A 26492-nucleotide genomic window follows, 5' to 3' on the forward strand; every position below is an offset into this window, starting at 1 on the left:
GGAGACACTAAAATGACCGAAGCCACCACCTTCAAACCAAAAAAATCCGTCGCCCTGTCCGGCGTCGCCGCTGGTAACACCGCGCTGTGCTCCGTCGGCAAAACCGGCAATGACCTGCACTACCGCGGCTACGACATCCTGGACGTGGCCACCACTTGCGAATTCGAAGAAATCGCCTACCTGCTGGTGCACGGCAAACTGCCTACCGCCTCCGAGCTGAAAGGCTACAAAGCCAAACTGAAATCCCTGCGCGGCCTGCCGCAAGCCGTGAAGTCGGCGCTGGAATCATTGCCCGCATCGGCCCACCCGATGGACGTGATGCGCACCGGCGTCTCCGTGCTGGGCTGCGTGCTGCCGGAAAAAGATGACCACAACACGCCCGGCGCGCGCGACATCGCCGACCGCCTGATGGCGTCCTTCGGCTCCATGCTGCTGTACTGGTACCACTACAGCCATAACGGCAAGCGCATCGAAGTGGAAACCGACGACGACTCGATCGGCGGCCACTTCCTGCACCTGCTGCACGGCGAGAAGCCGCGCGATTCGTGGGTGCGCGCGATGCACACCTCACTGATCCTGTACGCGGAACACGAATTCAACGCTTCCACCTTCACCAGCCGCGTGATCTCGGGCACCGGCTCCGACATCCACTCGGCCATCACCGGCGCGATTGGCGCGCTGCGCGGCCCGAAACACGGTGGCGCCAACGAAGTGGCGTTCGAAATCCAGAAGCGCTACGACAATCCGGACGAAGCCGAAGCTGATATCCGCAGCCGCGTCGCCAACAAGGAAGTGGTGATCGGCTTCGGCCACCCGGTGTATACCGTTTCCGATCCACGCAACGTCGTCATTAAAGAAGTGGCACGCCAGCTGTCCGAAGAAGCCGGCTCCACCAAAATGTACGATATCGCCGAGCGTCTGGAATCGGTGATGTGGGAAATCAAAAAGATGTTCCCGAACCTGGACTGGTTCTCGGCCGTGTCCTACCACATGATGGGTGTGCCGACGGCGATGTTCACGCCGCTGTTCGTCATCTCGCGCACCTCCGGCTGGTCGGCGCACATCATCGAACAGCGCATCGACAACAAGATCATTCGCCCAAGCGCCAACTACGTCGGCCCGGAGGACCTGAAATTCGTCCCGATCAAGGACCGCAAATGAACACCAATTTCCGCAAGCCCTTGCCGGGCACCCAACTGGACTACTTCGACGCGCGTGAAGCCGTCGACGCCATCCAGCCAGGCGCCTGGGCCAAACTGCCATACACCTCGCGCGTACTGGCGGAAAACCTGGTGCGCCGCTGCGATCCGGCCATGCTGAACGCCTCGCTGTCGCAGCTGATCGAGCGTAAGCGCGATCTGGACTTCCCATGGTTCCCGGCGCGCGTGGTGTGCCACGACATTCTGGGCCAGACCGCGCTGGTCGATCTGGCCGGCCTGCGCGACGCCATTGCCGACCAGGGCGGCGATCCGTCGCTGGTCAATCCGGTGGTGCCGACGCAGCTGGTGGTGGATCACTCGCTGGCGGTGGAATGCGGCGGCTTCGATCCCGACGCCTTCGACAAGAACCGCGCCATCGAAGACCGCCGCAACGAAGACCGCTTCCACTTCATCGACTGGACCAAGAAGGCATTCCAGAACGTGGACGTGATCCCACCGGGGAATGGCATCCTGCACCAGATTAATCTGGAGCGCATGTCGCCGGTGATTCAAGTGACGGACGACGTGGCTTATCCGGACACGCTGGTCGGCACCGACTCGCACACGCCGATGGTCGATGCGCTGGGCGTGATCGCCATCGGCGTCGGCGGGCTGGAAGCGGAGACCGTGATGCTGGGCCGTGCCTCGTGGATGCGTCTTCCGGACATCATCGGCGTTGAGCTGAGTGGCAGGCCGCAGCCGGGCATCACCGCCACCGACATCGTGCTGGCGCTGACCGAATTCCTGCGCAAGGAAAAAGTGGTATCGGCCTATCTGGAGTTCTACGGCGAAGGCGCGACCGCGCTGACGCTGGGCGACCGCGCCACCATCTCCAACATGGCACCCGAATTCGGTGCCACCGCCGCGATGTTCTCCATCGACGGGCAAACCATCAAGTACCTCAAGCTGACCGGCCGCGATGACGCGCTGGTGGAACTGGTCGAAAACTACGCGAAGCACACCGGCCTGTGGTCGGACAGCCTGAAGACCGCGGAATACGAGCGCGTACTGATGTTCGACCTGTCCACCGTGGTGCGCAACATCGCCGGCCCATCCAATCCGCACAAGCGCGTGGCCACCACCGATCTGGCGGCGCGCGGCATCTCGGGTGTGGTGGAAAATGAACCGGGCAAGATGCCGGATGGCGCGGTCATCATTGCCGCCATCACCAGCTGCACCAATACCAATAACCCGCGCAACATGATCGCCGCCGGTCTGCTGGCGCGTAACGCCAACAAGGCCGGCCTGCTGCGCAAGCCGTGGGTCAAGTCCTCGCTGGCGCCGGGCTCGAAAGCCGTCACGCTGTATCTGGAAGAAGCGGGCCTGATGCCGGAACTGGAAAAGTTGGGCTTTGGCGTGGTGGCCTATGCCTGCACCTCGTGCAACGGCATGTCCGGTGCGCTGGATCCGGTGATCCAGCAGGAGGTAGTGGAGCGCGACCTGTACGCCACCGCCGTCCTGTCGGGAAACCGCAACTTCGACGGCCGTATCCATCCCTACGCCAAGCAGGCCTTCCTGGCCTCGCCGCCGCTGGTGGTGGCTTACGCCATCGCCGGCACCATCCGCTTCGATATCGAGAAGGATGTGCTGGGACACGATGCCAGCGGCAAAGCCATCACGCTGAAAGACCTGTGGCCGAGCGATGAAGAGATCGACGCCATCGTCGCTTCGTCGGTGAAGCCGGATCACTTCCGCAAAGTCTACATTCCGATGTTCGCGCGCAGCGAAGATAGCGGCGAGCGCGCCGCGCCGCTGTACGACTGGCGTCCGCAATCGACTTATATCCGCCGTCCGCCATACTGGGAGGGAGCGCTGGCAGGCGAGCGCACGCTGAAAGGCATGCGTCCGCTGGCGCTGCTGGGCGATAACATCACCACCGACCATCTGTCGCCGTCGAACGCGATCATGATGAATTCCGCCGCCGGCGAGTATCTGCACAAAATGGGCCTGCCGGAAGAGGACTTCAACTCCTATGCCACCCATCGCGGCGACCACCTGACCGCGCAGCGCGCCACCTTCGCCAATCCAACGTTGAAAAACGAAATGGTGCGCGACGCGGACGGCAATGTGAAAGCCGGTTCGCTGGCGCGCGTGGAGCCGGAAGGCAAAATCACCCGCATGTGGGAAGCTATCGAAACGTATATGGACCGCAAGCAGCCACTGATCGTGATCGCCGGCGCCGACTATGGTCAGGGCTCGTCGCGCGACTGGGCGGCCAAGGGCGTGCGCCTGGCGGGTGTGGAGGCGATTGTGGCGGAAGGCTTTGAGCGCATCCACCGCACCAACCTGGTGGGCATGGGCGTGCTGCCGTTGGAGTTCAAGCCGGGTGTGAATCGTCTGACGCTGGCGCTGGACGGCACCGAGACCTACGACGTGATCGGCGCACGCGCACCGCGCGCCACGTTGACGCTGGTGATCCACCGCCGCAATGGCGAGCGACTGGAGGTGCCGGTGACCTGCCGCCTCGACTCGTCGGAAGACGTGTCGATCTACGAAGCGGGCGGCGTGCTGCAACGCTTCGCGCAGGACTTCCTCGAATCGGCAAAGGCAGCTTAAATGACGCACAAACCACAAATCAAAATTCCCGCCACCTATATGCGTGGCGGCACCAGCAAGGGTGTGTTCTTCCGCTTGCAGGATCTGCCGGAAGCGGCGCAGCAGCCGGGCGCCGCGCGCGATCAACTGCTGCTGCGCGTGATCGGCAGCCCGGACCCCTACGGCAAGCAGATCGACGGCATGGGCGGCGCCACCTCCAGCACCAGCAAGACTGTGATCCTGGCGAAGAGCACGCGCCCCGGCCACGATGTCGACTACCTGTTCGGCCAAGTCTCCATCGACCAGGCCTTCATCGACTGGAGCGGCAACTGCGGCAACCTGTCGGCAGCGGTGGGGGCGTTCGCCATCAGCGGCGGGCTGGTTGATCCGGCCCGCGTGCCGCGCGATGGCGTGGCGGTGGTGCGTGTGTGGCAGGCCAATATCGGCAAGACCATCATCGCCCATATCCCGATGACCAACGGCGAGGTGCAGGAGACCGGCGATTTTGAACTGGATGGCGTGACCTTCCCGGCAACCGAAGTGCAACTGGAGTTCATGGACCCGGCGGCGGAGGAAGAAGGCGCAGACGCGAATGTGTCAAATTCCATGTTCCCTACCGGCCAACCGGTGGACGACCTGGAGGTCCCCGGCGTCGGCACGTTGAAGGCGACCATGATCAACGCCGGCATTCCGACCATCTTCATCAACGCCGACGCCATCGGCTATACCGGCACCGAGCTGCAAGACGCCATCAACAGTGACGCCAGGGCGCTGGCGATGTTCGAAACCATCCGCGCACATGGCGCGCTGCGCATGGGTCTCATCAAGGACTTGAGCGAGGCGGCCACACGCCAGCACACGCCCAAGGTGGCGTTTGTGGCGCCGCCGAAATCGTACACCGCGTCCAGCGGCAAGCCGGTGGCTGCGGAGGATATCGACTTGCTGGTGCGCGCGCTTTCGATGGGCAAGCTGCATCACGCCATGATGGGCACGGCCGCTGTCGCCATCGGCACCGCCGCCGCGATTCCGGGCACGCTGGTGAATCTGGCGGCGGGCGGCGGTGAACGCGGCGCGGTGCGCTTCGGCCATCCGTCCGGCACCTTGCGGGTCGGCGCCGAGGCGGTGCGACGGAACGGAGAATGGAGCGTGACAAAAGCGGTAATGAGCCGCAGCGCGCGAGTACTGATGGAAGGCTGGGTGCGCGTACCGGTTAATTGAGTTGGCGCCTGCCGCCGGAACGACGGGGGTAACCTTTGGAGGAGACATGAAGTACGCTGATTTTTATCTGCGCTCTATCGTCACGCCTGAACAATTCTGGCAGGACGAAGCTGCGCTCATTGATTGGAACACGCCGTTCACCCAGGTACTGGATTATTCAAATCCACCATTTGCCCGCTGGTTCGTGGGTGGACGGACCAACCTCTGTCACAACGCGGTGGACCGCTGGTGCTTGCCCGGCGGGCAGGGCGACCAGCCCGCGCTGATCGCCATCTCCACCGAAACCAACACGGAGCGCAGCTACTCCTTCAACGAACTGCGCGCGGAAGTGCAGCGCTGGGCGGCCATGATGCAGTCGCTCGGCGTACGCAAGGGCGAGCGCGTGCTGATCTACATGCCGATGATCGCCGAAGCCGCATTCGCCATGCTGGCCTGCGCGCGCATTGGCGCGGTGCACTCGGTGGTGTTCGGCGGCTTTGCCGCCAACAGCCTTGCCAGCCGCATCGACGACGCCAAGCCGGTGCTGATAGTCTCGGCCGATGCCGGCTCGCGCAACGGCAAGGCGATTCCCTACAAGCCGCTGCTGGACGAGGCGATCGGACTGGCCTCGGCCAAGCCGGCGCGCGTGCTGCTGGTGGATCGCGGCCTGGCGCCGATGAATCGCGTCGAGGGCCGCGACGTCGACTACGCCGCGCTGCGCGCATCGCATTTGGCGGCGCAGGTGCCGGTGGCGTGGCTGGAATCGAACGAACCTTCGTACATTCTGTACACCTCCGGCACCACCGGCAAGCCGAAAGGCGTGCAGCGCGATGTCGGCGGCTATGCGGTGGCGCTGGCGGCGTCGATGAAACACAACTTCTGCGGCCGCGCCGGCGAAACCTTTTTCGCTACCTCCGACATTGGCTGGGTGGTAGGGCACTCTTACATCGTCTACGGCCCGCTGATCGCGGGCATGGCGACCATCATGTACGAGGGCTTGCCAATCTGTCCCGATCCCGGCATCTGGTGGCGCATCGTCGAGAAGTACAAGGTCACACGCATGTTCTCGGCGCCGACCGCCATCCGCGTGCTGCGCAAGCAGCCACCGGAGTTCATGCGCAAGCATGACAAATCGTCCTTGAAGGCGCTGTATCTGGCCGGCGAGCCGCTGGATGAAACCACCTCCAGCTGGATCGCCGGTGAGCTCGGCGTGCCGGTCATCGACAACTACTGGCAGACCGAAACTGGCTGGCCGATCCTCTCCATCGCCAAAGGCATCGAAGACGCGCCGACAAAACTCGGCAGCCCTGGCGTGGCGATGTATGGCTACAAGGTCAGGCTGGTGAACGAAACCACCGGCACGGAATGCGCGACCAATGAAAAAGGCGTGGTGATGATCGAAGGTCCGCTGCCGCCGGGTTGCATGCAAACCGTGTACGGCAACGACCAGCGCTTTGTCGACACCTACTGGACGCAACATGGCGGCAAAATGCTGTATTCGACCTTCGACTGGGGCGTGCGCGATGGGGATGGCTATTACTTCATCCTTGGTCGCACCGACGATGTGATCAATGTCGCCGGCCATCGGCTCGGCACGCGCGAGATCGAGGAGTCCATCACCAGCCATCCCAACGTCTCCGAAGTGGCGGTGGTGGGCGTGGAGGACAAGATCAAGGGGCAGGTGGCGGTGGCCTTCGCGATCCTGAAAGATGCCAGCGCGGCCACCAGCGAGCAGGACATCATGGCGGTGGTGGACCGCCAGCTTGGCGCGGTGGCGCGGCCGGCGCGCGTGTACTTCGTTACGCAACTGCCGAAGACGCGTTCCGGCAAGCTGCTGCGCCGCTCCATCCAGGCGATCTGCGAAGGCCGCAATCCCGGCGACCTCACCTCGATTGAAGATCCATCGTCCCTGCAGCAGATACAACGTGCGTTGATGTAAGGCGCCGGTAAGGCTGCTCTTCTATGCTGGGCACAAGCTCGGATAGAAGAGCGCTTTAACGGAGACACACAATGCAAGACGATCTGGTTCAAAAGATCAAACACGATCCCAATTATCAGCAGTTGGTGCGCCAGCGCTCCCGCTTCGGCTGGATACTCACCGCGCTCATGATGGTGGTCTATTACGGCTACATCCTGCTGATCGCATTCGACAAAGAATTCCTCGCCAAAAAAACCGGCGACGGTGTCATGACCTGGGGCATGCCGATCGGCTTGTTCGTGATCGTGTTTACCGTGCTGGTGACCGGCGTCTACGTCCGCCGCGCCAATAGCCGCTACGACGAGCTGACCCAAGCCATCCACGACAAGGTGAAAGCATGAACGCCATCAAACGCAACGCCGCGGCATTGATGCTGATGGCCGCCAGCGGCGCCGCTTTCGCGGCAGGCGGCGACCTTGGTCAGGCCGTCAAACAGCCCACCAACTGGACCGCGATCATCATGTTCGCCGTGTTCGTGGTGTTCACACTGTTCGTCACCAAATGGGCTGCGGCCAAGACGCGCTCCGCCGCCGACTTCTACACCGCCGGTGGCGGCATCACCGGCTTCCAGAACGGTCTGGCGATCGCGGGCGACTTCATGTCGGCCGCTTCCTTCCTCGGCATCTCCGCATCGGTATTCCTTAACGGTTACGATGGCCTGATCTACGCCATCGGCTTCCTGGTCGGCTGGCCCGTCATCACCTTCCTGATGGCGGAACGCCTGCGTAATCTGGGCCGCTTCACGTTTGCCGACGTGGCGGCGTATCGCTTCAAGCAAGAACCTATCCGCATCTTCTCCGCCTCCGGCACGCTGGTGGTGGTGGCGTTCTACCTGATCGCGCAGATGGTGGGGGCGGGCCAGCTGATTAAACTGCTGTTCGGCCTTGAATACTGGGTCGCCGTGGTGCTGGTCGGTACGCTGATGATGATCTACGTGCTGTTCGGCGGCATGACCGCCACCACCTGGGTGCAGATCATCAAGGCCGTGATGCTGCTGGGCGGCGCCAGCTTCATGGCGATTGCCGTGCTGGCGCAGTTCAATTTCAGCCCCGAGGCGCTGTTCGCCAAGTCGGTGGAACTGCACGCCAACAAGGAAGCCATCATGGGCCCTGGCACCTTCATCAAGGACCCCGTCTCCGCGATCTCGTTCGGCATGGCGCTGATGTTCGGCACCGCCGGCCTGCCGCACATCCTGATGCGCTTCTTCACCGTGCCAAGCGCGAAGGAAGCGCGCAAGTCGGTGTTCTGGGCCACCACCTGGATCGCTTACTTCTACATCCTGACCTTCATCATCGGTTTCGGCGCCATTGTTTTGGTCAGCACCAATCCGGAGTTCAAGGACGCTGCGGGCAAGCTCCTGGGCGGTAACAACATGGCGGCGGTGCACCTGGCCAAAGCTGTTGGCGGCAACGTCTTCCTCGGCTTTATCTCGGCGGTGGCGTTTGCGACCATCCTGGCTGTGGTGGCCGGCCTGACCCTGTCCGGCGCGTCGGCCGTGTCGCACGACCTGTATGCCACTGTCATCAAGAAGGGCAAGGCGCCAGCCGGCAGCGAGCTGAAAGTATCGAAGATCACCACCATCATCCTCGGCATCGTCGCCGTGGTGCTGGGCATCGTGTTCGAGAAGCAGAACATCGCCTTCATGGTGTCGCTGGCGTTTGCGATCGCGGCGTCGGCCAACTTCCCGGTGCTGTTCATGTCCGTGCTGTGGAAGGACTGCACCACGCGCGGCGCCACCATCGGCGGCTTTGTCGGCCTGATTACCGCCGTGGGCCTGACGCTGGTGTCGAAGTCGGTGTGGGTGGATGTGCTGGGCCACGGCAGCGCGCTGTTCCCGTATGCCTCGCCGGCCATCTTCTCGATGCCGCTGGCCTTCGTCTGCATCGTGGTGTTCTCGTTGCTGGACAAGAGCGGCCGCGCGCGCATAGACCGCGCCGGCTATGAAGCGCAGCAGATGCGTTCCGAGACCGGCATCGGCGCTGCCGGCGCCACAGCGCACTGATAAAAAAAGCAAGTGATACGACAATGCCCGGTTCGCCGGGCATTGTCGTTTTTAGGAGCGCGCGCAAACGGGTTTGATGGCGGTGGCCAGTAATGTGGTTTATCATCTGCCAACTATGCTGCCCAGGTATCAAGTGCCCACCAATTCCGACTTCGTAGCCGACGCGCTGGCGTTGATCGGCGTGCCCGCCTGCGCTTGCAGCGCGGATGGCGTCGTGCTGGCTGCGAATACCGCCTTGATAGCGTTGCTGGGCGCCGACCCTTGCGGCCGTCCGGTGGGCGACCTGTTCGCACGCCATGTGCGTGCCGCCAGCCTGGCCCACCTGCATGGCGCCGGGCGCTGGGACAGCTGCCTCACCTGCGCCGACGGCCAGTATGTATCGGTGCAAGCCTGGTCCAAGCCTTTGCCGCCGTCCGCCGATATCGATGGCCTGACCATCGTCTTCCACGACATCACCGAAGCCCAGCGCGATCAGCGGGCGCTGCGCAAGACACTGCTGGAGCAGCGCGCCATTCTTGAAAATGCGGCGGTCGGCATCCTGTTCAGCAAGGACGGCGTTATCCTCGAATGTAATATTCGCTGCGCTGAAATGCTGGGTTACAGCCGCCACGAACTGGAAGGCGCGTCCAGTGTCATCGTTTATCCGAGCGAGGCCGACTTCATCAAGCTGGGACAGGAGGCCGGGCCGAAGCTGGCGCAGGGCCTGTCCCACACCGCCGAGATCCAGGTGCGCCGCAAGGACGGCTCGTTGTTCTGGGCGCGCCTGTACGGCCGCGCCATCGATCCGATGCACACCGCCGACGGCAATATGTGGATCATGGAGGACATCAACGAGCACCGGCTGGACGAGGAAAAGCTGCGCCGCATGCTGCTGGAGCAGAAGGCGATTCTGGATAACGCCTCGGTGGGCATCCTGTTCACCCGTTCGCAACGCATGCAGAGCTGCAATCCGCGCATGGCGCAGATGTTCGGCTACGCGCCGGGCGAGATGGAAGGGCAGCCTTCGCTGATCCTGTTCAAATCGGAGCAGGACTACGAGGCGTTCGGGCAGGCGGCCGGGCCGCTGCTGGGCTCAGGCCAGCCGTTCGAGAAAGACGCGCACGAATTCAAGCGCAAGGATGGCAGCTTGTTCTGGTGCCGCGTGCGCGCCCGCGCGGTGGACGATGAGCATCGCGGCGGCGGCACCATCTGGATATTGGAAGACGTCACGCACTCGCGGCAAACGCAGATGGAGGTCGAGGCCATCATGACCAACGCCTCGATGAGCATCCTGTTCACCAAGAACCGTGTCATCACCCGCTACAACCGCGGCTTTGCCGAGATGTTCCGCTACACCGAAACCTCCGGCCTGGGTCTGCCCGGACGTGCGCTGTATCCATCGCAGGAAGCCTACGACAAGCTGGGGGGCGAGGCGTATCCCTTCCTCTCGATCGGCAAGCCGTTCCAGACCGAGATCGAGATGCGCCGCTCCGACGATACCACCTTGTGGGCGCAGCTGATCGGTTACGTGGTCAATCCCGAAGACCCGACCGCCGGCACCATCTGGGTGATCGAGGATCGCACCGAGCAAAAGCGCGCCGAGGAAGCGCTGCGCAATGCGCTGCTGGAGAACCAGGCGATCCTGGACAGCGCGGTGCTGGGCATCTCGGTGGTGGAGAATGGCCGCAACCTGCGCTGCAACCGCAAGATGGAAGAGCTGTTCGGATACGGGCCGGGCGAGATGAATCACCTCAGCGTGCAGGCCTTCTACGCCGACAAGGTGGCGTGGGAACAGGCGCGCGCCGAAACCGCGCGCGACTTCCGTGTCCGCCAGGTCAACGTCTCCGAGTATCAACTGGTGCGCAAGGATGGCAGCACCTTCTGGGCGCGCCTGTCCGGCCGGCCGTTCGACCTGGCCGAGGCCAATGGCCGTTCGGTATGGCTGGTGGATGACATCACCACGCGGCGCGAAGCGGCGGAAGCGGTGGCGCGCGCGCGTGATGAACTGGAACTGCGGGTGCAGGAGCGCACGGCCGAACTGGCGGGCGCCAACGCCCAGCTGCAAGGCGAAATCGTCGAGCGCCGTCAGGCCGAGGCGCGCGTGCACCACATGGCGTACCACGACAGCCTGACCGGCTTGCCGAACCGGGCGCTGTTGTCGGACCGGCTGGACCGCGCCATGCTGGCCGCGCAGCGCACCGAGCGCAAACTGGCGGTCATGTTCATCGACCTTGACCGCTTCAAGACCATCAACGATTCGCTCGGCCACATGATAGGTGACCAGCTGCTGAAGGAAGTGGCCAACCGCCTGTGCCGGGCGGTGCGCGCCAGCGATACCGTGGCCCGTTTGGGCGGTGATGAATTCGTGGTGCTGGTGCCGGGCATCCGCACCGCCGAAGAGGCCAGCCAGGTGGCCGAGAAGATCATCGAGGCGCTGTCCGAGAGCTTCCCGCTGGAGGGCCGCAATCTGCACATCACGCCATCGATTGGCATCAGCGTGTATCCGGACGACGGCGCCGACGTCGAAACGCTGATGCGCAATGCCGACGGCGCCATGTACCACGCCAAGGCCAGTGGCCGTAATAACTACCAGTTCTTCAAGGAGGCGATGAACCAGACGGCGGCGCGCCACTTCGAACTGGAGTCCAGCCTGCGCGGCGCGCTGGCGGCCAATGAATTTGAATTGTATTTCCAGCCCATCATGGACATCGGCACGCGCCGCCTGCACGCGATGGAAGTGCTGCTGCGCTGGCGGCGCGGCGGCAGCGAACTGGTGACGCCGGACCAGTTCATCCCCATCATCGAGGAAAACGGCATGATCGTCGGCATCGGCGAGTGGGTGATACGCCAGGCCTGCAAGCAAAGCATGCTGTGGCAAAGCCAGGGACTGGCGCCGGTGCCGCTGGCGGTCAACCTGTCGCCGCGCCAGTTCATGCATCGCGGGCTGGTGGAATCGATCCGCGGCATCCTCGACGACACCGCCATCGATCCGGCGCTGATCGAATTCGAAATCACGGAAACGGCGCTGATGGAGCACGGCGAGCAGACGCTGGAAATCCTCGGCCACATCAACGCCATGGGCATCCGCCTGTCGATCGACGATTTCGGCACCGGCTATTCCTCGCTGGCTTACCTCAAGCGTTTCCCGGTCAAGAAGATCAAGATCGACCGCGCCTTCATCAAGGATCTGGAAGACAGCGCGGAAGACCAGGCGATCGTCGCGGCCATCATCGCGCTGTCGGACAGCTTGCAGCTGTCGGTGGTGGCGGAGGGCGTGGAGACGGAAGGGCAGTACGCGCTATTGCAGCGCCACGGCTGCCAGTACGCGCAAGGCTATCTGTTCTCGCAGCCGGTGCCGCACGCCACGGCCCAGCTGCTGCTGCCGCGTTCTTAAGCGAAGGTGGCGATCACCGGCGTGTGATCCGACGGCTGTTCCCATTTGCGCGGCACACGGTCGATGATGCAGGCGGTGCAGCGCTGTTTCAGTGCATCCGACAGCAGCAGGTGATCGATGCGCAAGCCTTTGTTCAAACGGAAGCCCAGGCTGCGGTAGTCCCACCAGCTGAACGACTTGTCGGCCTGCTCGAACATGCGGAAGGCGTCGGTCAGGCCAATCTCCAGCAATCGCTTGAGCTGCGCGCGCTCTTCCGGCGACACATGCACCATGCCTTCCCACGCGGCCGGGTCGTGCACGTCGCGGTCTTCCGGCGCGATGTTGTAGTCGCCGACCACCGCCAGCTGCGGATATTGCGCCGCCTGTTCCTTGATCCAGTCGTGGAAGGCATTCAGCCACGCCATCTTGTATTCAAACTTTTCCGAGCCCACCGCCTGGCCGTTGGGTACGTAAGCGCACACAACGCGCACGCCATCGATGGTACCGGCAATGATGCGCTGCTGCGCGTCCTCAAACTTTGGATTGTTCTTGACGATATCGTGAATAGGCAGCCGGGAAATGATGGCCACGCCGTTGTAGGTCTTCTGGCCGGTGTAGGCAACGTGGTAACCGGCGGCCTCCAGTTCGGCCAGCGGAAACTTGTCGTCAGTTAATTTTGTTTCTTGAATTGCGAGCACATCGGTAGGGTTTTCCTCTAGCCACTTCATAACGTGCGGCAGTCTTACGTTCAAAGAGTTAACATTCCATGTGGCTAATTTCATACTTTCTTTCATGCTGGGTTCGGTAAAACGCATCTTACCGCATCCCCATTTAACCGACCTCATTGTCGACTTGTAAAGCTGTATGAAAAAACATGAAAAACCCTTTCGCTCACGGCTTCATGGGCCTAAAATGTTGCAAAATGTGTGAAATCAGAAAAAAATTGCCAATACTGTCTCATTGTTGTCAAAATAGAACCGAAAGGCAAGACAAAGTAACAAAATAGAAATATACTGATACAAATTAAGTGGAAAATTTTTGTTTCCACTTAGCAACTAAAAAATAGTCAACGTGGGGTCATTTATGTATTGCGAGGGCGCAATAAGTGATACTATACGGAAACAATAGTCTTTTTATAGTGAATGGCGCTTGGCGCATTTACAAAGGAACAGAAAATGCGATCTGCATTTGAAGCATGGGCACAGCGCGACGGTCACATTGTCCGACGCCGTGAAGACAAGCCGGATGAATATCTGGTCTTCGAAACGCAACGCCGCTGGGTGATCTGGCAGGCTGCACTGGAGCACGGCAAACCGCCGGGCGGCCGAAAGACCGCCGCGCAGAAGGAGGCCGCCGCCGCTGAAAAGCGCGCTGCCGAAGCGCTGCAACGCCCACCGGCCATCAATTCCGATGAAGCCGCGGTGCGCAACCAGGTGCTGAACGAAGTGCTGGATGCTTTCTCGTCGCTGGGCGGTGAGCGCGGCATGGACGACATCCTGAAGGTGGTGCAGGGCCTGAAAAAGAAACAGCAGGAGCAGGCCGAGACGCCAGCCGCTGTCAAGACTCCGGACCGCCACAACGCGTGATGCCGCAAGGCGTAAAGTGCAACGCTTTACGCCGCTTGATCAAGCGAATAAACCCGCCGGCGGGCTGTTACACTGGTCTGACTCCATTTTCCTGAGACAGACCATGTATTTCCGCCCCGCCTCCGCGGTCACCGCGCTCCTTGCCGTTCTGGCAGGCTGCGCTTCCCTTACAGAATCCACCGAGCAAAGCGTGCTGGTGCAAACCGTGCTCGATCACCGCGAGATCGCCGGGGTCGGTTGCGTGCTGTACAACGATGTGGGCAAATGGTTTGTCACCACGCCGGGCCGTGTCACGCTGCGCAAGAGCGCCGGCCCGCTGCGCATCGATTGCCAGAAGGCCGGCAAGGGCTGGGCCTATGAGAAGGTGGAGTCCAAGGTGGACGGTAATTTGTGGGGCAATCTGGCGCTGACGGCCGGCGTGGGCTACGTCATCGACAAGAATACCGGCGCGGGCTACGACTATCCGGCCACGCTGACCGTCGTCATGCATCCCGCGCAGGACAAGGAAGAAGGGCCGCCGCCGGCGCCCGGCGTGACCCTGTATTGACTTATCACCCCACGCGTTCGCCCGCCCCTCCCGCATTTCCCTACAAGGTGGTAGGAATTTCCCTATATTTCTATGAGGAAATTCTTGTTATTATTGGGAATGTTGTTTTTGATACTATCTTATTCATGAGGCGGGTATGCGTATTTCGGGTATGAAGGTGGTAACGCGGTTGGGCTTGGGATTTGGTTTGGTGGCGCTGCTGCTGGCCATCGTGACGCTGTTCGGCATCTACCGCATGGGGCGGATGCAGGAGCAGGTGACGGACATTGTCGATGTCAACAGCGTGCAGTCCAAGCTGCTGGCGAAAATGGATTTGACGGTGACCGAGCGCGCGCTGGCGTTGCGTAATCTGATCCTGCTGTCCGAGGAGCAGCAGGAGGAAATCCAGATCGAGTTCAAGCGCATCGTTGCGCAGAGCGAAAAGTACGAGCAGGCGCAAAACAAGCTGGGCGAGATGTTCGCCACCCAGCGCGGCACCTCGCCCGAGGAGATGGCGCTGTACGACAAAATCAAGCAGCAGGCGCAACTGGCCGCGCCCTTCGTCGCCAAGGCCAAGGCGCTGATCGAGGCGAAGAAAAACACCGAGGCCTATCAATTGCTGCGGTTTGAATTCCGGCCGGTGCAGAAAAAATGGTGGGAGTTGCTGCGCGAACTGGCCGCCATCGAGGAAACGCAAAACGTTGAGGGGGCGGCCGCCATCAAGCAATCCTATCAGCAGACCCGCTCGCTGATGCTGCTCCTCGGCGGACTGGCGCTGCTGTGCAGCGTGGTCGCGGCGGTGCTGATCACCCGCAGCCTGACCCGCCAGCTGGGCGGCGAACCGGGCTACGCCGCCGGCATCGCCACCCGCGTCGCCGCCGGCGACCTGAGCGTCGAGATCGATACCGCGCCGGACGACCGTTCAAGCGTGGTGTTCGCGATGAAGACCATGCGCGACGGCCTGGCCAACATGGTCGGCCAGGTGCACGACAGCGCCGGCGCCATCGAATCGGCCTCGGTGCAGATCGCGGCCGGCAACCTGGACCTGTCTTCCCGTACCGAGCAGCAGGCCGCCGCGCTGGAGGAAACTTCGTCGTCGATGGATGAATTGGCCTCCATCGTCAAGCAGAACGCCGACAGCGCGCGCCAGGCCAACGAGCTGGCCGCCTCGGCGTCGGCCATCGCGCTCAAGGGCGGCAGCGTGGTGGCGCAGGTGGTGGGCACCATGGGCTCGATCAACGAATCGGCTGGCAAAATCGGCAATATCATCGGCGTGATCGACGGCATTGCCTTCCAGACCAATATCCTGGCGTTGAACGCGGCGGTGGAGGCGGCGCGCGCCGGCGAGCAGGGGCGCGGCTTTGCCGTCGTCGCCACCGAGGTGCGCAACCTGGCCCAGCGCAGCGCTTCGGCGGCCCATGAAATCAAGGCCCTGATCGGCGATTCGATGGAGAAGGTCGAAATAGGCACGCGACTGGTCGACCAGGCCGGCGCCACGATGGACGACATCGTCGGCAGCATTCAGCGCGTTACCCATATCATGGAGGAGATCAGCTCGGCCACGCAGGAACAGAGCGCCGGCATCGATCAGGTCAGCCAGGCGCTGACCCAGATGGACCATGTGACCCAGCAGAACGCCGCGCTGGTCGAGGAGGCCAGCGCCGCCGCCGCGTCCTTGCAGGATCAGGCGAGCGGGCTGGTGGGGATGGTTGGCATGTTCAAGCTCGATGGCGCGCATGGCGGTACCGCCAGGACAGCGGTGGTGTCGCCGCTGGCGCGTCGCAAGACGCCGGCCGCGCCGGTCAGAATCACGGCGCCGGCGCGCCGGCGCGTGGCCGCCGGCGCCGAAGACTGGGAAGAGTTCTAACCGCGCTTACGCACGGTTGATCAGGAAGTTCGACAGCAGCGGCACCGGACGGCCGGTCGCGCCCTTGTTGCCGCCCGATTTCCACGCGGTGCCGGCGATATCCAGGTGCGCCCAGGTGTACTTGCGGGTGAAGTTCTCCAGGAACGCCGCCGCCGTGCACGACGCGCCGCCCGGCGTGCCGATGTTGGCCAGATCGGCGAAGTTGGACTTCAGCTGCTCGTTGTACTCCTCGCCGATCGGCAGGCGCCATGCGGTGTCGCTGGCGTTCTTGCCGGCGGCCAGAATCTCGTCGGCCAGTTTGTTGTGCGCTTCGTCGTCGCGGGTGAACAGGCCGCTCTTGTGGTGGCCCAGGGCGACGATGCAGGCGCCGGTCAGGGTGGCGATGTCGATCACGGCGGCCGGGTTGAAGCGCTCGGCGTAGGTCAGGGCGTCGCACAGAATCAGGCGGCCTTCGGCGTCGGTGTTCAGGATCTCGATGGTCAGGCCGTTCATCGAGGTGACGATGTCGCCCGGCTTGGTGGCGCGGCCCGACGGCATGTTCTCGCACGAGGCGATGATGCCGATCACGTTCAGCTTCAGATTCATCTCGCCGATGGCGCGGAAGGTGCCCAGCACCGAAGCGGCGCCGCCCATGTCGTACTTCATCTCGTCCATGCCAGGACCCGGCTTGAGCGAAATGCCGCCGGTGTCGAAGGTGATGCCTTTACCGACCAGCACCACCGGCGCGTCCTTGGCCTTGCCGCCCATGTGCTTGATGACGATGAATTTCGGCGGCTGCTCGCTGCCGTTGGTGACCGACAGGAAGCTGTTCATCTTCAGCGCTTCCAGCTGTTTGCGGTCCAGCACTTCGACGTCGAACTTGTAGTCCTTGCCCAGCTTCTTGGCGACGTTGGCCAGGTGGGTCGGGGTGCAGACGTTGGCCGAGGTGTTGCCCAGTTCCTTGGTCAGGTCCATGCCGTTGGCGATGGCCACGGCTTGCGCCAGCGCCAGCTTGGTGGCGGTGCTGCCTGGCACGGCCAGGGCGATCTTCTTCACGCCGGCCGCCGCCGGGTCCTTCTTGCTCTTTTGACCATCGGTGCGGAACACCGATTCATGGGCGCTTTGCACCACGTTGCGGATCGCCCAATTAACGTCGCGCTCTTTCACTTCGGTCATCGGCAGTGCGATAATAGCGTCGCTCGTGCCCAGGGTGGAGAAAGCCTTGAGTGCCGCGGCCACGCCGCCGGCGAAGCTTTTCTCGCTGACCGCGTCGTCGCTGCCCAGGCCCACCAGCAGCACGCGCTCGGCGGCGGCGCCTTTCAGGCCGCGCAGCAGCAGGGTGGTGCCGGTTTTGCCGGTGATGTCGCCGGACTTCAGCGCAGCCGTGATTTCACCAGCGCCGTCCAGCGCCTTGGCGGCTTGCGACAGCTTCTTGTTCTCGAAGACCGCGACCGCGATGACGCCGGCTTTGGCCGTAGCGATGGTGTTTTTTGTGTCGAATGCTTTTATGCTAAAGTCCATTTGATTCTCCGTGTCGTGTACGTACTTAAAACCTGTGGCCCATACAGCTTATATATGGGCCAAACTACCGAATTATAATCTTCAATGATCTTCCAACGCGCCCTACGACGTGAAATGGCCGCCACGGCCGGCGCCTCCTTCACGGTCCTGTTCAGCATCTGCGTTACCTGGACCCTGATCGCAGTCCTCGGCAAGGCCGCGGGCGGCAAGGTGGCGTCCAGCGACGTGATCGCGCTGATCGTGTTCGCAACGCTGAATTATCTGCCAACTATCCTCATCCTCACCAGCTTTATTTCAGTGCTGATGGTGGTGACGCGGACCTACCGCGATTCCGAGATGGTGGTGTGGTTCGCGTCCGGCCTGTCGCTGACGCGTTGGGTCGTCCCGGTTCTGACTTTTGGCCTGCCCATCGTGTTCCTGACCGGCGTGCTGAGTTTTGTCGCCACGCCATGGGCCAAGCAGAAAAGTTCGGAGTACGTGGAGCGCTTTGAAAAGCGCGAAGACCTGCAAAAAGTCTCGCCCGGCCAGTTCAAGGAATCGGCATCGGCCAACCGCATCTTCTTTGTGGAGGGTGTGGCCGGCAAATCGGCGGTGGTGCAGAACGTGTTCGTCAACACGGTCGACGAGAAGGGCACCGCCGTCATCGTCGCGCGCGAAGGCGTGATCAACACCGGGCCGAAAGGCGAGAAATACCTGGTGCTCAAAAACGGCCGCCGCTATCAGGGCGTGCCGGGCCAGGCCGACTTCCAGACCATGGAGTTCGAAAGCTACAGCATGCGCGTGACCAATCAGAATCAGGAACTGGATGGCGACCGCGATACCGACAGCACGCCCACCATGCAACTATTGAACGACACCAGCAACGCCGCGCGCGCCGAGCTGCTGTGGCGCGCCGCTTCGCCGCTTACCTGCCTGGTGCTGATCCTGCTGGCGATTCCGCTGGGCTTTGTGAATCCGCGCGCCGGCAGCTCGGCCAACCTGATCATCGCGCTGCTGATCTTCTTCAGCTATAACAACTTCGTCAAGCTGATCGAGGCCAGCGTCCGCCAGGGCAAGGCGGCGTTCGTGGTCTCGTGGTGGCCGCTGCACGTGGTGGCGCTGCTGCTGGTGTTTGGCCTGTTCGCATGGCGCCTGAACCTGAATCATCGTTATCACCCGTTGGCGTTGCTGGCCGCGCTCAAGCGCTCCCGCCACGCCAATAAGAAAGTCGTCCCGCAATGAAAATCCTGCAACGCTATTTCGCGGTCTCGATACTGCAAGCCGTGGCCTTTGTACTGGTGGCCTTCCTGGCGCTGCAAGCTTTCATGGACCTGACCGGCGAGCTGCCCAAGGTCGGCAAGAACGGCTACGCCATCCAGTACGCCTTCCTGTATGTGCTGGTGCAGCTGCCGGGCCACGTGTTTGAAGTGATGCCGCTGGCGGCGCTGATCGGCACCATCTACACCATGGCGCAATTCGCCGCCACCTCGGAATTCACCATCATGCGCGCGTCCAGCATGTCGACCCGCATGGTGGCCTGGATGCTGGCCAAGATCGGCCTGGTGCTGGTGATCCTGACCTTCATCGTCGGCGAACTGGTGGTGCCGCGCACCGCGCCGCTGGCGGAAAAAATCAAGCTGACCGCGCGCGGCGCGGCCATCTCCACCGAGTTCCGTTCCGGCTTGTGGACCAAGGATATCGTCAAGTCGGAAGGCATGACCGGTACCGTCATGGGCTCGCGCTTCTTCAACGTGCGCGAGGTGCGTCCGGACGGCACGCTGATCGATGTGAAGCTGTACGAATTCGACACCAACTTCCGCCTGCGTTCCATCACGCTGGCCAAGTCGGGCACCTTCCAAGGCAATAACAAGTGGCTGTTGAAGGATGTGACGGAAAACCTGTTCATCAATCCGCAGCTGCTCAAGCCGGACAGCCTGGCCAATCTGGAGAATAACTTCGCGCAGGAGTCGGGCCTGATCGAAACGCGCCGCAGCGAGAGCAAGGATCTGCTGTCCGAGATCACGCCGAAGATTTTGTCGGTCTCGCGTTCCGATCCGGAGCGCATGTCGGCCAACGAGCTGGCGGTGTACACCCGCCACCTGCAAGAGAACAAACAGGAGACCGAACGCTTCAAGATCGCGTTCTGGAAAAAGCTGTTCGATCCGCTGGCGATTTTTGTGTTGATGGCGCTGGCGCTGCCGTTCGGCTACCTGCACACGCGTAGCGGCGGCGTGAGCCTGAAGATCTTCCTCGGCATCATGCTGGGGGTGAGCTTCCTGCTGGTGAATACCTTGTTCTCGCACCTTGGCGTGCTGAGTACCTGGCCGGCGATCCTGACCGCGATCGCGCCGAGTTTATTGTTCCTGCTGCTGGCGATATGGGCCATGTGGTGGGTGGAGAGACACTGATGACGACACAACGCGCACTGGTTTTGTTTGCACACGGCGCCCGCGCCGCATCGTGGGCCGCACCGTTCGAGCGCCTGCGCGACCTGACGCGGGCGCGCGAGCCGCAGGTGCGGGTGGAGCTGGCTTTTCTGGAACTGATGTCGCCGCGCCTGCCTGAACTGGTGGCCGCGCTGACGGCCGATGGCATCAACGACATCACCGTGGTGCCGGTATTCCTGGGGCAGGGCGGCCATGTGCTGCGCGACCTGCCGGTGATGCTGGACGACCTGCGCGTGGCCTATCCGCAGGTCAGCGTCAAGGTGGTGGAAGCGGCGGGCGAAAACGCCGCCGTGCTGCAAGCGCTATCCGACTATTGCGTTGGCGCCTTATCTCAGCCTGCGCCAGACTGACAGCGGTACATGCCCGTCCGGCCGCGCCGGCACGCGATAGCTTAGTTCATCGCCTTTCAACGTATAGCGACGTTCCTGCCGCGTGCCTTCCCAGTTTGAAAACGCCGCGCTTTCAATGATGAAGGTCAGCGTGTGCGAAGGCTCGTCGATGGCCAACTGGCCGAAATGCGTGCTCGATCCTTCCACGGCGGCGCGGAATTCCTGCGCCGTGCCGCTCTTCTTGTCGCCGCCCGTGAAGCGTGGGCGTCCCCGCTGGTAGATCTGCACCGCATAGCGGCCGTTTGTATCGATCATCATCAGGCCGGCCGGCGCTTCGCCGTAGTCCGGCACGCGGCTGCCATCGGGCAGCAGACGGTCGGCCGCCACCAGCGTCCATGTGCCGGCCAGTGGAAAGGGCTGGGCAGCCAGTGCCGCCTGATGGGCTGGCACCCACATGAAGAGGCAAAACATACGGTTCAACAGTTTCATCGTCATCTCCTTAAAAAGATACGATAGCGCTGTTGCTGGCTGAACGAAATTCCCTAAATATGTGCATTTTGTGTGCATAATTGCACAATGAGCCAACCAGACTGGGACGACCTGCGCTTTTTCCTTGCCTTGCATGATGCCGGCACGCTGTCCGGCGCCGCGCGCGCGGTGGGCGTGGAGCACACCACGGTGGCGCGCCGTATCGACGCGCTGGAGACCGCGCTTGCCGTCAAACTGTTTGATCGCTTTCCCAAAGGATGGTCGCTTACCGCCGCAGGCCGCGCCCTCGTGCCGCATGCGCGCCAGATGGAGGACAATCTGCACGGATTGATGCGCGCGGCCAGCGGCGCGGCGGCGGTGCGAGGCAAGGTGCGCGTGTCGGCGCCGCCGGCATTGGCGTCCTGGTTGCTGGCGCCGCGCTTGCAACCGGCGCTGCATCGCCTGTCCGGCGTTGAGCTGGACTTGCGGGGAGAAACGCGCGAGACGGACCTGATGCGGCGCGAATCGGATATCGCGCTGCGCTACAACCGGCCCACCGCGCCCGGGTTGACGGTGCGCTCGCTGGCGACGGTGGCTTACCGGCTGTGTGCCAGCGAGGCATATCTGGCCCGGCGCGCGCCGGCGCAGTGGGAGTTTCTCGGCTATGACGAACTGCTGCAACACACGCCGCAGCATCTGTGGCTGGAAAAGGTGCGCGGCGAGCGCCGCTACTGCCTGCGGTCCAATGACCTGGGCACGCTGTTCCAGGCCGCTGTCGCTGGGTGCGGGGTGGCGGTGCTGCCGGATTATTTCCGCGCCGAAGCGCTGGTGGACATCCCCGCACCGGCCTGCCCGGTCAAGCGCAAGCTTTGGATCGTCATGCACGAGGACGTGCGCCGCGCGGCGCCGGTGCGTGCCGTCGCGGACGAGATCATCGCTTTGTTCACTTCCGGGGAATGATCTTTACCTCATAGATCTTCGGCCACAGTTTGCCGGTGACGAACAGGCGCTTGGCCGCGGCGTCGTAGGCGATGCCGTTCATGACGTTTTCGCCGTTGGGGCCTTTACCGGCTTCGGGGTATAGCTTGCCGAAGTCGATCCAGCCGGTGATCTTGCCGGTGGCGGGATCGATGCGCGCGATGGTGTTGGTGTGCCAGATGTTGGCGTAGATTTCGCCTTCCACCACTTCCAGCTCATTCAGCTGATCGACGGCGATGCCGTCGGCCGTGACTTTGATGCGGCGTACTTCGAGGAAGGTTTTCGGATCGAGGAAGCGCAGCGTGGAGGTGCCGTCGCTCATGATCAGCTCTTTGCCGTTCTGCGTCAGGCCCCAGCCTTCGCCGGGGTAGGCGAACTGGTTTTTCAATTCAAAGGTCTTCAGGTCGAACACAAAGCCGGTCTGGGTTTGCCACGTCAGACCCACCAGCGTGTCGCCCCATGCCGTCAGGCCTTCGCCGAAATACTGCGGCGGGATGTCTTTGCTTTGCAGGACTTTGCCTGTGGCCAGATCGACTTTGCGGATCGACGATTTGCCGTTCAGGCCTGTGCTCTCGTACAGGACACCGTCGCGGTACAGCAGGCCCTCGGTGAAGGCTTGCGTGTCGTGCGGGTAGCTGCGCACCACTTTGTAATCGTAGGTGGGCACCGCGGCCGAAGCCGCGGCGGATGTCAGGGAGGTGAAGAGGAGGGCTTGAGCGTAAATCTTGTTCACTATGCGGTCACCGAATTTTGTAGTTCAACCATGGCGTCCAGCGTGGTGCCGGGAGCGTCCAGCTCCGCCTGCACGCACGCGCGCGCTTCCGGCGACTGCACCAGCGACACGGCTTGCTGGCGCGCGATCGCCGCCGCAGCAGTATCGCCGCAGCCGTTCAGCAAGTCCAGCACCAATGCCACTTCGGTGGTGTAGTTGAATACATCGGCCAGCATTTCCGCCATGCCTTCGGTGGTCAGTACGTTGACCTTGTTCTTCAGTTCATTCAGCTGCATGGCCGCCAGCGCCAAGTGATGCTCGGGCTGCGGCAGGTAGCGGCGCGCCAGCGCATAGTCGCCGCAGGCCATGATGGAAGGCAGGGCGGCGCGGGCGTTTTGCTGCGCCTGCGCTTCCGGCAGGCTTTGAAACAGGTGGTAGGTGTTTTGCAGGTCGCCCAGCTTGTCGTTGATAACGCGGATGTCGTGGAACAGCTGGGGCGCGGACGGCAGTTCGGCCGTCAGGCGGTTGCGCAGCTCGACCAGCGCGTGGTGGGCCGGCAGGTATTCCTCCGCCAGCTTGGCCCATGCGGCCAGCACATAGGACAGGCGCAGCGAGGCCGCATCGGCGGCATCGAACAGGGCGATATATTCCCGCAGGGCGGCTTCAAAATTGCCCTCGGCGTGGGTTTGCCAGGCGCTTTCCAGTCTTTGAACAATGTCCATTACTACCTCGATTGGTGGGAATGGCTATTCTAATACCGAAAAATGGAACTCAGGCGCGGAGTTGCGTGACTATTGTCTTGCTAATCTCGCTGATGCTCGCGCGGGCGCATGGCTTCGCCGATCATCACCAGCACCGGGCCGTGCGGCGTGCCCAGGCCCTGCGTCAGCTGGGCGATGGTGATGCGCTGGATCTGCTGGTCGGCGCGGCTGACGTTTTCGATCACCACCACTGGCGTGTCCGCCGCGTGGCCGTGGGCCAGCAGGCGTTCGGCGGTGGCGATGGCTTCGCGGCCGCCCATGTACTGGATCAGGGTGTCGGTTTCCGGAATGGCGTCGTGGTCCGAGTGTTCCGGCGCGGTGGAGGAGGTGAAGAAGGCCACGCTGCGCGCCACGCCACGCTTGGTCAGCGGCTGCTTGGTGGCCGCCGCCGCGGCCAGCGCGGTGGTGATGCCGGGGACGATTTCGGCTTCGATGCCGGCCTCCTCCAGCGCGCGCAGCTCTTCGTCGGCGCGGCCGAACATCATCGGGTCGCCGCCTTTCAGGCGCACCACCAGCCTGGCGCGGCCGGCCGCATCAACCAGTTGTTGGTTGATGACTTGCTGCGCCACCGAGCGTTGGCCGCTGCGTTTGCCGACCGGGATCTTTTCCGCTTGCGGGCAAAGCTCCAGCATCTCGGGCGTTACCAGCGCATCGTGCAGCACGATATCGGCTTGCGCCAGCAGGCGCGCACCGCGCAGGGTGATGAGATCCTGGGCGCCGGGGCCGGCGCCGATCAAATATACTTTTCCGGGAGTGGCCATGGGGGGATTCTTTTGTCGGCTGTGGCACCGTCATCCCGGCCTGCGCCGGGATGACGGGGTGGGGTTGCTGTTACAGGCGAATCATACCAGCGGCCACAGTCTGGTGGGTCACTTCATCGATCAGGATAAAGGCGCCGGTGGCGCGGATGTCGCTGTAGGCATCGGCCGCCAAGGGCTGCTGCACGCTCAGCTCAATGGTGGCGATGTCGTTCAGCTTCAGGCCTTCGGCGCTGTGGCGCTGCTGGGTGTTGATGTCCAGCAGAGACTCGATCGTCTTCACCTTGGCGGAGGTCTGCCTGGTGCCATGCTTGATCCAGTACTTGCGGCGCACGTCCAGCGGCTCGTCCGACATCCAGCACACATCGGCCTTCAGCTGCTTGAGCTGCGTGGCCGGCTGGTCGGCGCTGGCCAGCAGGTCGCCGCGCGAGATGTCGAGATATTCGTCCAGCAGCAGGGTGATCGACTGGCCCACCACCGCCGACTGGTGCGAACCTTCCAGCGTCAGGATGTCTTTCACGGTCGCGCTCTGGCCCGAGGGCTGCACCACCAGCTTGTCGCCCACCGACACCTTGCCGGCTTCGATACGGCCCATGTAGCCGCGGAAGTCGTTGGCTTCGTGGCCGTTGTGGCGCGCCACCAGCTGTACCGGGAAGCGGAACGGTGCGTTGTGCGATTCGTCGTACACCGACAGCGATTCCAGCAGCTCGATCAGGGTCGGACCCTGGTACCAGTCGAGCTTCTCGCTCTTTTCCACCACGTTGTCGCCGGTGAGGGCGGACAGCGGAATCGGCGTGATGTCTTTCAGGCCCAGCGACGCGGCAAACTCGCCGTAGGCTTTGACGATGCGGTTGTAGATGTCCTGATCGTAGTTCACCAGGTCCATCTTGTTGACGGCCACGATCACGTGCTCGATTTGCAGCAGGTGGGCGATGGTCGAGTGGCGCTTGGTCTGGATCAGCAGGTCGACGCCGCCGTCTTCGCGCAGCTTCACCTTCGACACGTCCACCAGAATGATCACGGCGTCGGCGGTCGAGGCGCCGGTCACCATGTTGCGGGTGTACTGTTCGTGGCCCGGGGTGTCGGCGATGATGAACTTGCGCTTGGGCGTGGCGAAGTAGCGGTAGGCCACATCGATGGTGATGCCTTGTTCGCGTTCGGCTTCCAGGCCGTCGGTCAGCAGCGACAGGTCGACGGTGTCGCCCACGGTGCGCTTGTGCTTGGAGCGCGACATGGCGTCCAGCTGGTCGGCGAAGATGCCTTTGCTGTCGAACAGCAGGCGGCCGATCAGGGTGGACTTGCCGTCGTCGACGGAACCGGCGGTGATAAAGCGCAGCAGGCTTTGTTCGTTGGTATGCGTGGTCATTAGAAGTATCCTGCTTTTTTACGTTTTTCCATCGAGGCTTCGGACGTCTGGTCGTCCATGCGGGTGGCGCCGCGCTCGGTCACCTGGGTGATCGCGGTTTCAGCGATGATCTGTTCCACGGTTGCCGCGTCCGAGGACACAGGGCAGGTGCAGGAGATATCGCCCACGGTACGGAAGCGTACCACCTGCGTCTCGACGGTTTCGCCTTCGCGCGCCGGGGTCAGGTCGGTCAGCGGCACCAGCAGGCCGTTGCGCGGAATGACCTGGCGTTGGTGCGCGAAGTAGATCGGCGGCAGTTCCAGCTTTTCGCGGGCGATGTACTGCCACACATCCAGCTCGGTCCAGTTAGAGATCGGGAACACGCGCATGTTCTCGCCCGGGTGCACACGGGTGTTATACAGATCCCACAGCTCCGGGCGCTGCGACTTCGGGTCCCACTGGCCGAATTCATCGCGGAAGGAGAAGATGCGCTCCTTGGCGCGGGCCTTCTCTTCATCGCGGCGGGCGCCGCCGATGCAGGCGTCGAAGCCATGTTCGGCGATGGTTTCCAGCAGCGTCACCGCCTGCGCGGCGTTGCGCGAATCGGTCTGCGGATTACGCAGCCGCACGGTGCCCTTGCGGATCGATTCTTCCACCGAGCCGACGATCAGGCGTTCGCCCAGTTCGGCCACGCGCTTGTCGCGGAAGGTGATGACTTCTTCAAAATTGTGGCCGGTGTCGACGTGCACCAGCGGGAACGGGAATTTACCCGGACGGAAGGCCTTCTCCGCGATGCGCAGCAGGACCACCGAGTCCTTACCGCCCGAGAACAGCAGGGCAGGGTTGCTGCATTCGGCAGCGACTTCGCGCATGATGTGGATCGCTTCCGACTCCAGGGCATCAAGGTGGCGCGAATTCATGTGCGCGTTGTTATCTACTAAAGCGTTCATTTGATTAATCTCTTTCAAACCGC

General features: G+C 62.7%; 22 protein-coding genes. 14 read left to right on the forward strand and 8 right to left on the reverse strand.

Annotation, left to right across the window (positions count from 1 at the left end; translation table 11 throughout):
• The first annotated feature begins 12 nt into the window (after window positions 1-12).
• The 7 genes from prpC (at window position 13) to GM676_RS24370 (ending at window position 12284) form a co-directional block, all read left to right on the forward strand.
• Entirely contained in the window at window positions 13-1161 is a 1149-nt protein-coding gene (gene prpC / locus GM676_RS24340) for a bifunctional 2-methylcitrate synthase/citrate synthase (RefSeq protein WP_155466759.1), read from the forward strand.
• Window positions 1158-3755, forward strand: a complete 2598-nt coding sequence (gene acnD / locus GM676_RS24345; protein WP_155466760.1) for a Fe/S-dependent 2-methylisocitrate dehydratase AcnD — start codon at window positions 1158-1160, stop codon at window positions 3753-3755. Before prpC ends, acnD begins: the two co-directional genes overlap by 4 nt.
• On the forward strand, window positions 3756-4952 hold the full coding sequence (gene prpF, locus GM676_RS24350) for a 2-methylaconitate cis-trans isomerase PrpF (protein WP_155466761.1): 1197 nt from the start codon (window positions 3756-3758) through the stop codon (window positions 4950-4952). It abuts the gene before it with no gap.
• Between the two features lie 46 nt (window positions 4953-4998).
• Window positions 4999-6870: a propionate--CoA ligase gene (locus GM676_RS24355; RefSeq protein ID WP_155466762.1), complete on the forward strand. Its 1872-nt coding sequence runs from the start codon at window positions 4999-5001 to the stop codon at window positions 6868-6870.
• A gap of 71 nt (window positions 6871-6941) precedes the next feature.
• On the forward strand, window positions 6942-7250 hold the full coding sequence (locus GM676_RS24360; RefSeq protein ID WP_155466763.1) for a DUF485 domain-containing protein: 309 nt from the start codon (window positions 6942-6944) through the stop codon (window positions 7248-7250).
• Window positions 7247-8911: a cation acetate symporter gene (locus GM676_RS24365; RefSeq protein WP_155466764.1), complete on the forward strand. Its 1665-nt coding sequence runs from the start codon at window positions 7247-7249 to the stop codon at window positions 8909-8911. The genes GM676_RS24360 and GM676_RS24365 overlap by 4 nt, the downstream gene beginning before the upstream one ends.
• Before the next feature lie 133 nt (window positions 8912-9044).
• A complete protein-coding gene (locus tag GM676_RS24370) occupies window positions 9045-12284 on the forward strand; it encodes a bifunctional diguanylate cyclase/phosphodiesterase (protein WP_371866357.1) in 3240 nt (1079 codons plus the stop codon).
• Here GM676_RS24370 and xth read toward each other — a convergent pair.
• Window positions 12281-13045 carry an exodeoxyribonuclease III gene (xth, locus tag GM676_RS24375; RefSeq protein WP_155466787.1) on the reverse strand — a complete coding sequence of 255 codons (765 nt, stop codon included), beginning with the start codon at window positions 13043-13045 and terminating at the stop codon, window positions 12281-12283. The two genes, GM676_RS24370 and xth, sit on opposite strands and share 4 nt — an antisense overlap.
• Before the next feature lie 393 nt (window positions 13046-13438).
• Between xth and GM676_RS24380 the strand changes: the two genes are divergently transcribed.
• The 3 genes from GM676_RS24380 to GM676_RS32830 all read left to right on the forward strand — a co-directional run bounded on the left by GM676_RS24380 (window position 13439) and on the right by GM676_RS32830 (window position 16242).
• Complete coding sequence (locus GM676_RS24380) at window positions 13439-13849, forward strand: phiTE_015 family protein (RefSeq protein WP_155466766.1); 411 nt, start codon at window positions 13439-13441, stop codon at window positions 13847-13849.
• 103 nt (window positions 13850-13952) lie between these two features.
• Entirely contained in the window at window positions 13953-14396 is a 444-nt protein-coding gene (locus GM676_RS24385; RefSeq protein ID WP_155466767.1) for a hypothetical protein, read from the forward strand.
• Window positions 14397-14532: 136 nt separating this feature from the next.
• Window positions 14533-16242 (forward strand): methyl-accepting chemotaxis protein, encoded by a 1710-nt coding sequence (locus GM676_RS32830; protein WP_308936700.1) that lies wholly within the window; start codon window positions 14533-14535, stop codon window positions 16240-16242.
• Between the two features lie 6 nt (window positions 16243-16248).
• Here GM676_RS32830 and GM676_RS24395 read toward each other — a convergent pair whose 3' ends face one another.
• Complete coding sequence (locus GM676_RS24395; RefSeq protein ID WP_155466768.1) at window positions 16249-17742, reverse strand: leucyl aminopeptidase; 1494 nt, start codon at window positions 17740-17742, stop codon at window positions 16249-16251.
• 114 nt (window positions 17743-17856) lie between these two features.
• Here GM676_RS24395 and lptF point away from each other — a divergent pair, with 114 nt between their 5' ends.
• Genes lptF through GM676_RS24410 form a run of 3 tightly spaced genes read left to right on the forward strand, consistent with a single transcriptional unit; the run spans window position 17857 to window position 20518 of the window.
• Complete coding sequence (gene lptF, locus GM676_RS24400; RefSeq protein ID WP_229262847.1) at window positions 17857-18963, forward strand: LPS export ABC transporter permease LptF; 1107 nt, start codon at window positions 17857-17859, stop codon at window positions 18961-18963.
• Entirely contained in the window at window positions 18960-20129 is a 1170-nt protein-coding gene (gene lptG / locus GM676_RS24405) for an LPS export ABC transporter permease LptG (RefSeq protein WP_155466770.1), read from the forward strand. Before lptF ends, lptG begins: the two co-directional genes overlap by 4 nt.
• A complete protein-coding gene (locus GM676_RS24410; RefSeq protein WP_155466771.1) occupies window positions 20129-20518 on the forward strand; it encodes a sirohydrochlorin chelatase in 390 nt (129 codons plus the stop codon). The genes lptG and GM676_RS24410 overlap by 1 nt, the downstream gene beginning before the upstream one ends.
• Here GM676_RS24410 and GM676_RS24415 read toward each other — a convergent pair.
• Window positions 20495-20986, reverse strand: coding sequence for a lipocalin-like domain-containing protein (locus tag GM676_RS24415; RefSeq protein WP_229262848.1), 492 nt, complete (start codon window positions 20984-20986; stop codon window positions 20495-20497). The genes GM676_RS24410 and GM676_RS24415 overlap by 24 nt on opposite strands.
• A gap of 87 nt (window positions 20987-21073) precedes the next feature.
• Here GM676_RS24415 and GM676_RS24420 point away from each other — a divergent pair, with 87 nt between their 5' ends.
• Window positions 21074-21925 carry a LysR family transcriptional regulator gene (locus tag GM676_RS24420; RefSeq protein WP_155466773.1) on the forward strand — a complete coding sequence of 284 codons (852 nt, stop codon included), beginning with the start codon at window positions 21074-21076 and terminating at the stop codon, window positions 21923-21925.
• On the opposite strand, the gene GM676_RS24425 is transcribed toward GM676_RS24420, so the two are convergent.
• From GM676_RS24425 to cysD, 5 genes are all read right to left on the reverse strand, one after another.
• Window positions 21909-22676: a glutaminyl-peptide cyclotransferase gene (locus tag GM676_RS24425; RefSeq protein ID WP_371866358.1), complete on the reverse strand. Its 768-nt coding sequence runs from the start codon at window positions 22674-22676 to the stop codon at window positions 21909-21911. The two genes, GM676_RS24420 and GM676_RS24425, sit on opposite strands and share 17 nt — an antisense overlap.
• On the reverse strand, window positions 22676-23377 hold the full coding sequence (locus tag GM676_RS24430) for a hypothetical protein (protein WP_155466774.1): 702 nt from the start codon (window positions 23375-23377) through the stop codon (window positions 22676-22678). Before GM676_RS24430 ends, GM676_RS24425 begins: the two co-directional genes overlap by 1 nt.
• Window positions 23378-23457: 80 nt before the next feature.
• Window positions 23458-24177 carry a uroporphyrinogen-III C-methyltransferase gene (cobA, locus tag GM676_RS24435; protein ID WP_155466775.1) on the reverse strand — a complete coding sequence of 240 codons (720 nt, stop codon included), beginning with the start codon at window positions 24175-24177 and terminating at the stop codon, window positions 23458-23460.
• Between the two features lie 70 nt (window positions 24178-24247).
• Window positions 24248-25540, reverse strand: a complete 1293-nt coding sequence (locus GM676_RS24440) for a sulfate adenylyltransferase subunit 1 (protein ID WP_155466776.1) — start codon at window positions 25538-25540, stop codon at window positions 24248-24250.
• Window positions 25540-26469: a sulfate adenylyltransferase subunit CysD gene (gene cysD / locus GM676_RS24445; protein ID WP_155466777.1), complete on the reverse strand. Its 930-nt coding sequence runs from the start codon at window positions 26467-26469 to the stop codon at window positions 25540-25542. Before cysD ends, GM676_RS24440 begins: the two co-directional genes overlap by 1 nt.
• Between the last annotated feature and the right edge of the window lie 23 nt (window positions 26470-26492).

Origin of the sequence: Duganella radicis (genome assembly GCF_009720825.1) — a bacterium.
Lineage (GTDB): Bacteria > Pseudomonadota > Gammaproteobacteria > Burkholderiales > Burkholderiaceae_D > Rugamonas > Rugamonas radicis.

Coding starts and splice junctions, on each gene's coding strand:
- prpC (WP_155466759.1), top strand. CDS start 13: ATGACCGAAGCCACCACCTTCAAACCAAAAAAATCCGTCGCCCTGTCC.
- acnD (WP_155466760.1), top strand. CDS start 1,158: ATGAACACCAATTTCCGCAAGCCCTTGCCGGGCACCCAACTGGACTAC.
- prpF (WP_155466761.1), top strand. CDS start 3,756: ATGACGCACAAACCACAAATCAAAATTCCCGCCACCTATATGCGTGGC.
- GM676_RS24355 (WP_155466762.1), top strand. CDS start 4,999: ATGAAGTACGCTGATTTTTATCTGCGCTCTATCGTCACGCCTGAACAA.
- GM676_RS24360 (WP_155466763.1), top strand. CDS start 6,942: ATGCAAGACGATCTGGTTCAAAAGATCAAACACGATCCCAATTATCAG.
- GM676_RS24365 (WP_155466764.1), top strand. CDS start 7,247: ATGAACGCCATCAAACGCAACGCCGCGGCATTGATGCTGATGGCCGCC.
- xth (WP_155466787.1), bottom strand. CDS start 13,045: ATGAAATTAGCCACATGGAATGTTAACTCTTTGAACGTAAGACTGCCG.
- GM676_RS24380 (WP_155466766.1), top strand. CDS start 13,439: ATGCGATCTGCATTTGAAGCATGGGCACAGCGCGACGGTCACATTGTC.
- GM676_RS24385 (WP_155466767.1), top strand. CDS start 13,953: ATGTATTTCCGCCCCGCCTCCGCGGTCACCGCGCTCCTTGCCGTTCTG.
- GM676_RS32830 (WP_308936700.1), top strand. CDS start 14,533: ATGCGTATTTCGGGTATGAAGGTGGTAACGCGGTTGGGCTTGGGATTT.
- GM676_RS24395 (WP_155466768.1), bottom strand. CDS start 17,742: ATGGACTTTAGCATAAAAGCATTCGACACAAAAAACACCATCGCTACG.
- lptF (WP_229262847.1), top strand. CDS start 17,857: ATGGCCGCCACGGCCGGCGCCTCCTTCACGGTCCTGTTCAGCATCTGC.
- lptG (WP_155466770.1), top strand. CDS start 18,960: ATGAAAATCCTGCAACGCTATTTCGCGGTCTCGATACTGCAAGCCGTG.
- GM676_RS24410 (WP_155466771.1), top strand. CDS start 20,129: ATGACGACACAACGCGCACTGGTTTTGTTTGCACACGGCGCCCGCGCC.
- GM676_RS24415 (WP_229262848.1), bottom strand. CDS start 20,986: ATGAAACTGTTGAACCGTATGTTTTGCCTCTTCATGTGGGTGCCAGCC.
- GM676_RS24420 (WP_155466773.1), top strand. CDS start 21,074: ATGAGCCAACCAGACTGGGACGACCTGCGCTTTTTCCTTGCCTTGCAT.
- GM676_RS24430 (WP_155466774.1), bottom strand. CDS start 23,377: ATGGACATTGTTCAAAGACTGGAAAGCGCCTGGCAAACCCACGCCGAG.
- cobA (WP_155466775.1), bottom strand. CDS start 24,177: ATGGCCACTCCCGGAAAAGTATATTTGATCGGCGCCGGCCCCGGCGCC.
- GM676_RS24440 (WP_155466776.1), bottom strand. CDS start 25,540: ATGACCACGCATACCAACGAACAAAGCCTGCTGCGCTTTATCACCGCC.
- cysD (WP_155466777.1), bottom strand. CDS start 26,469: ATGAACGCTTTAGTAGATAACAACGCGCACATGAATTCGCGCCACCTT.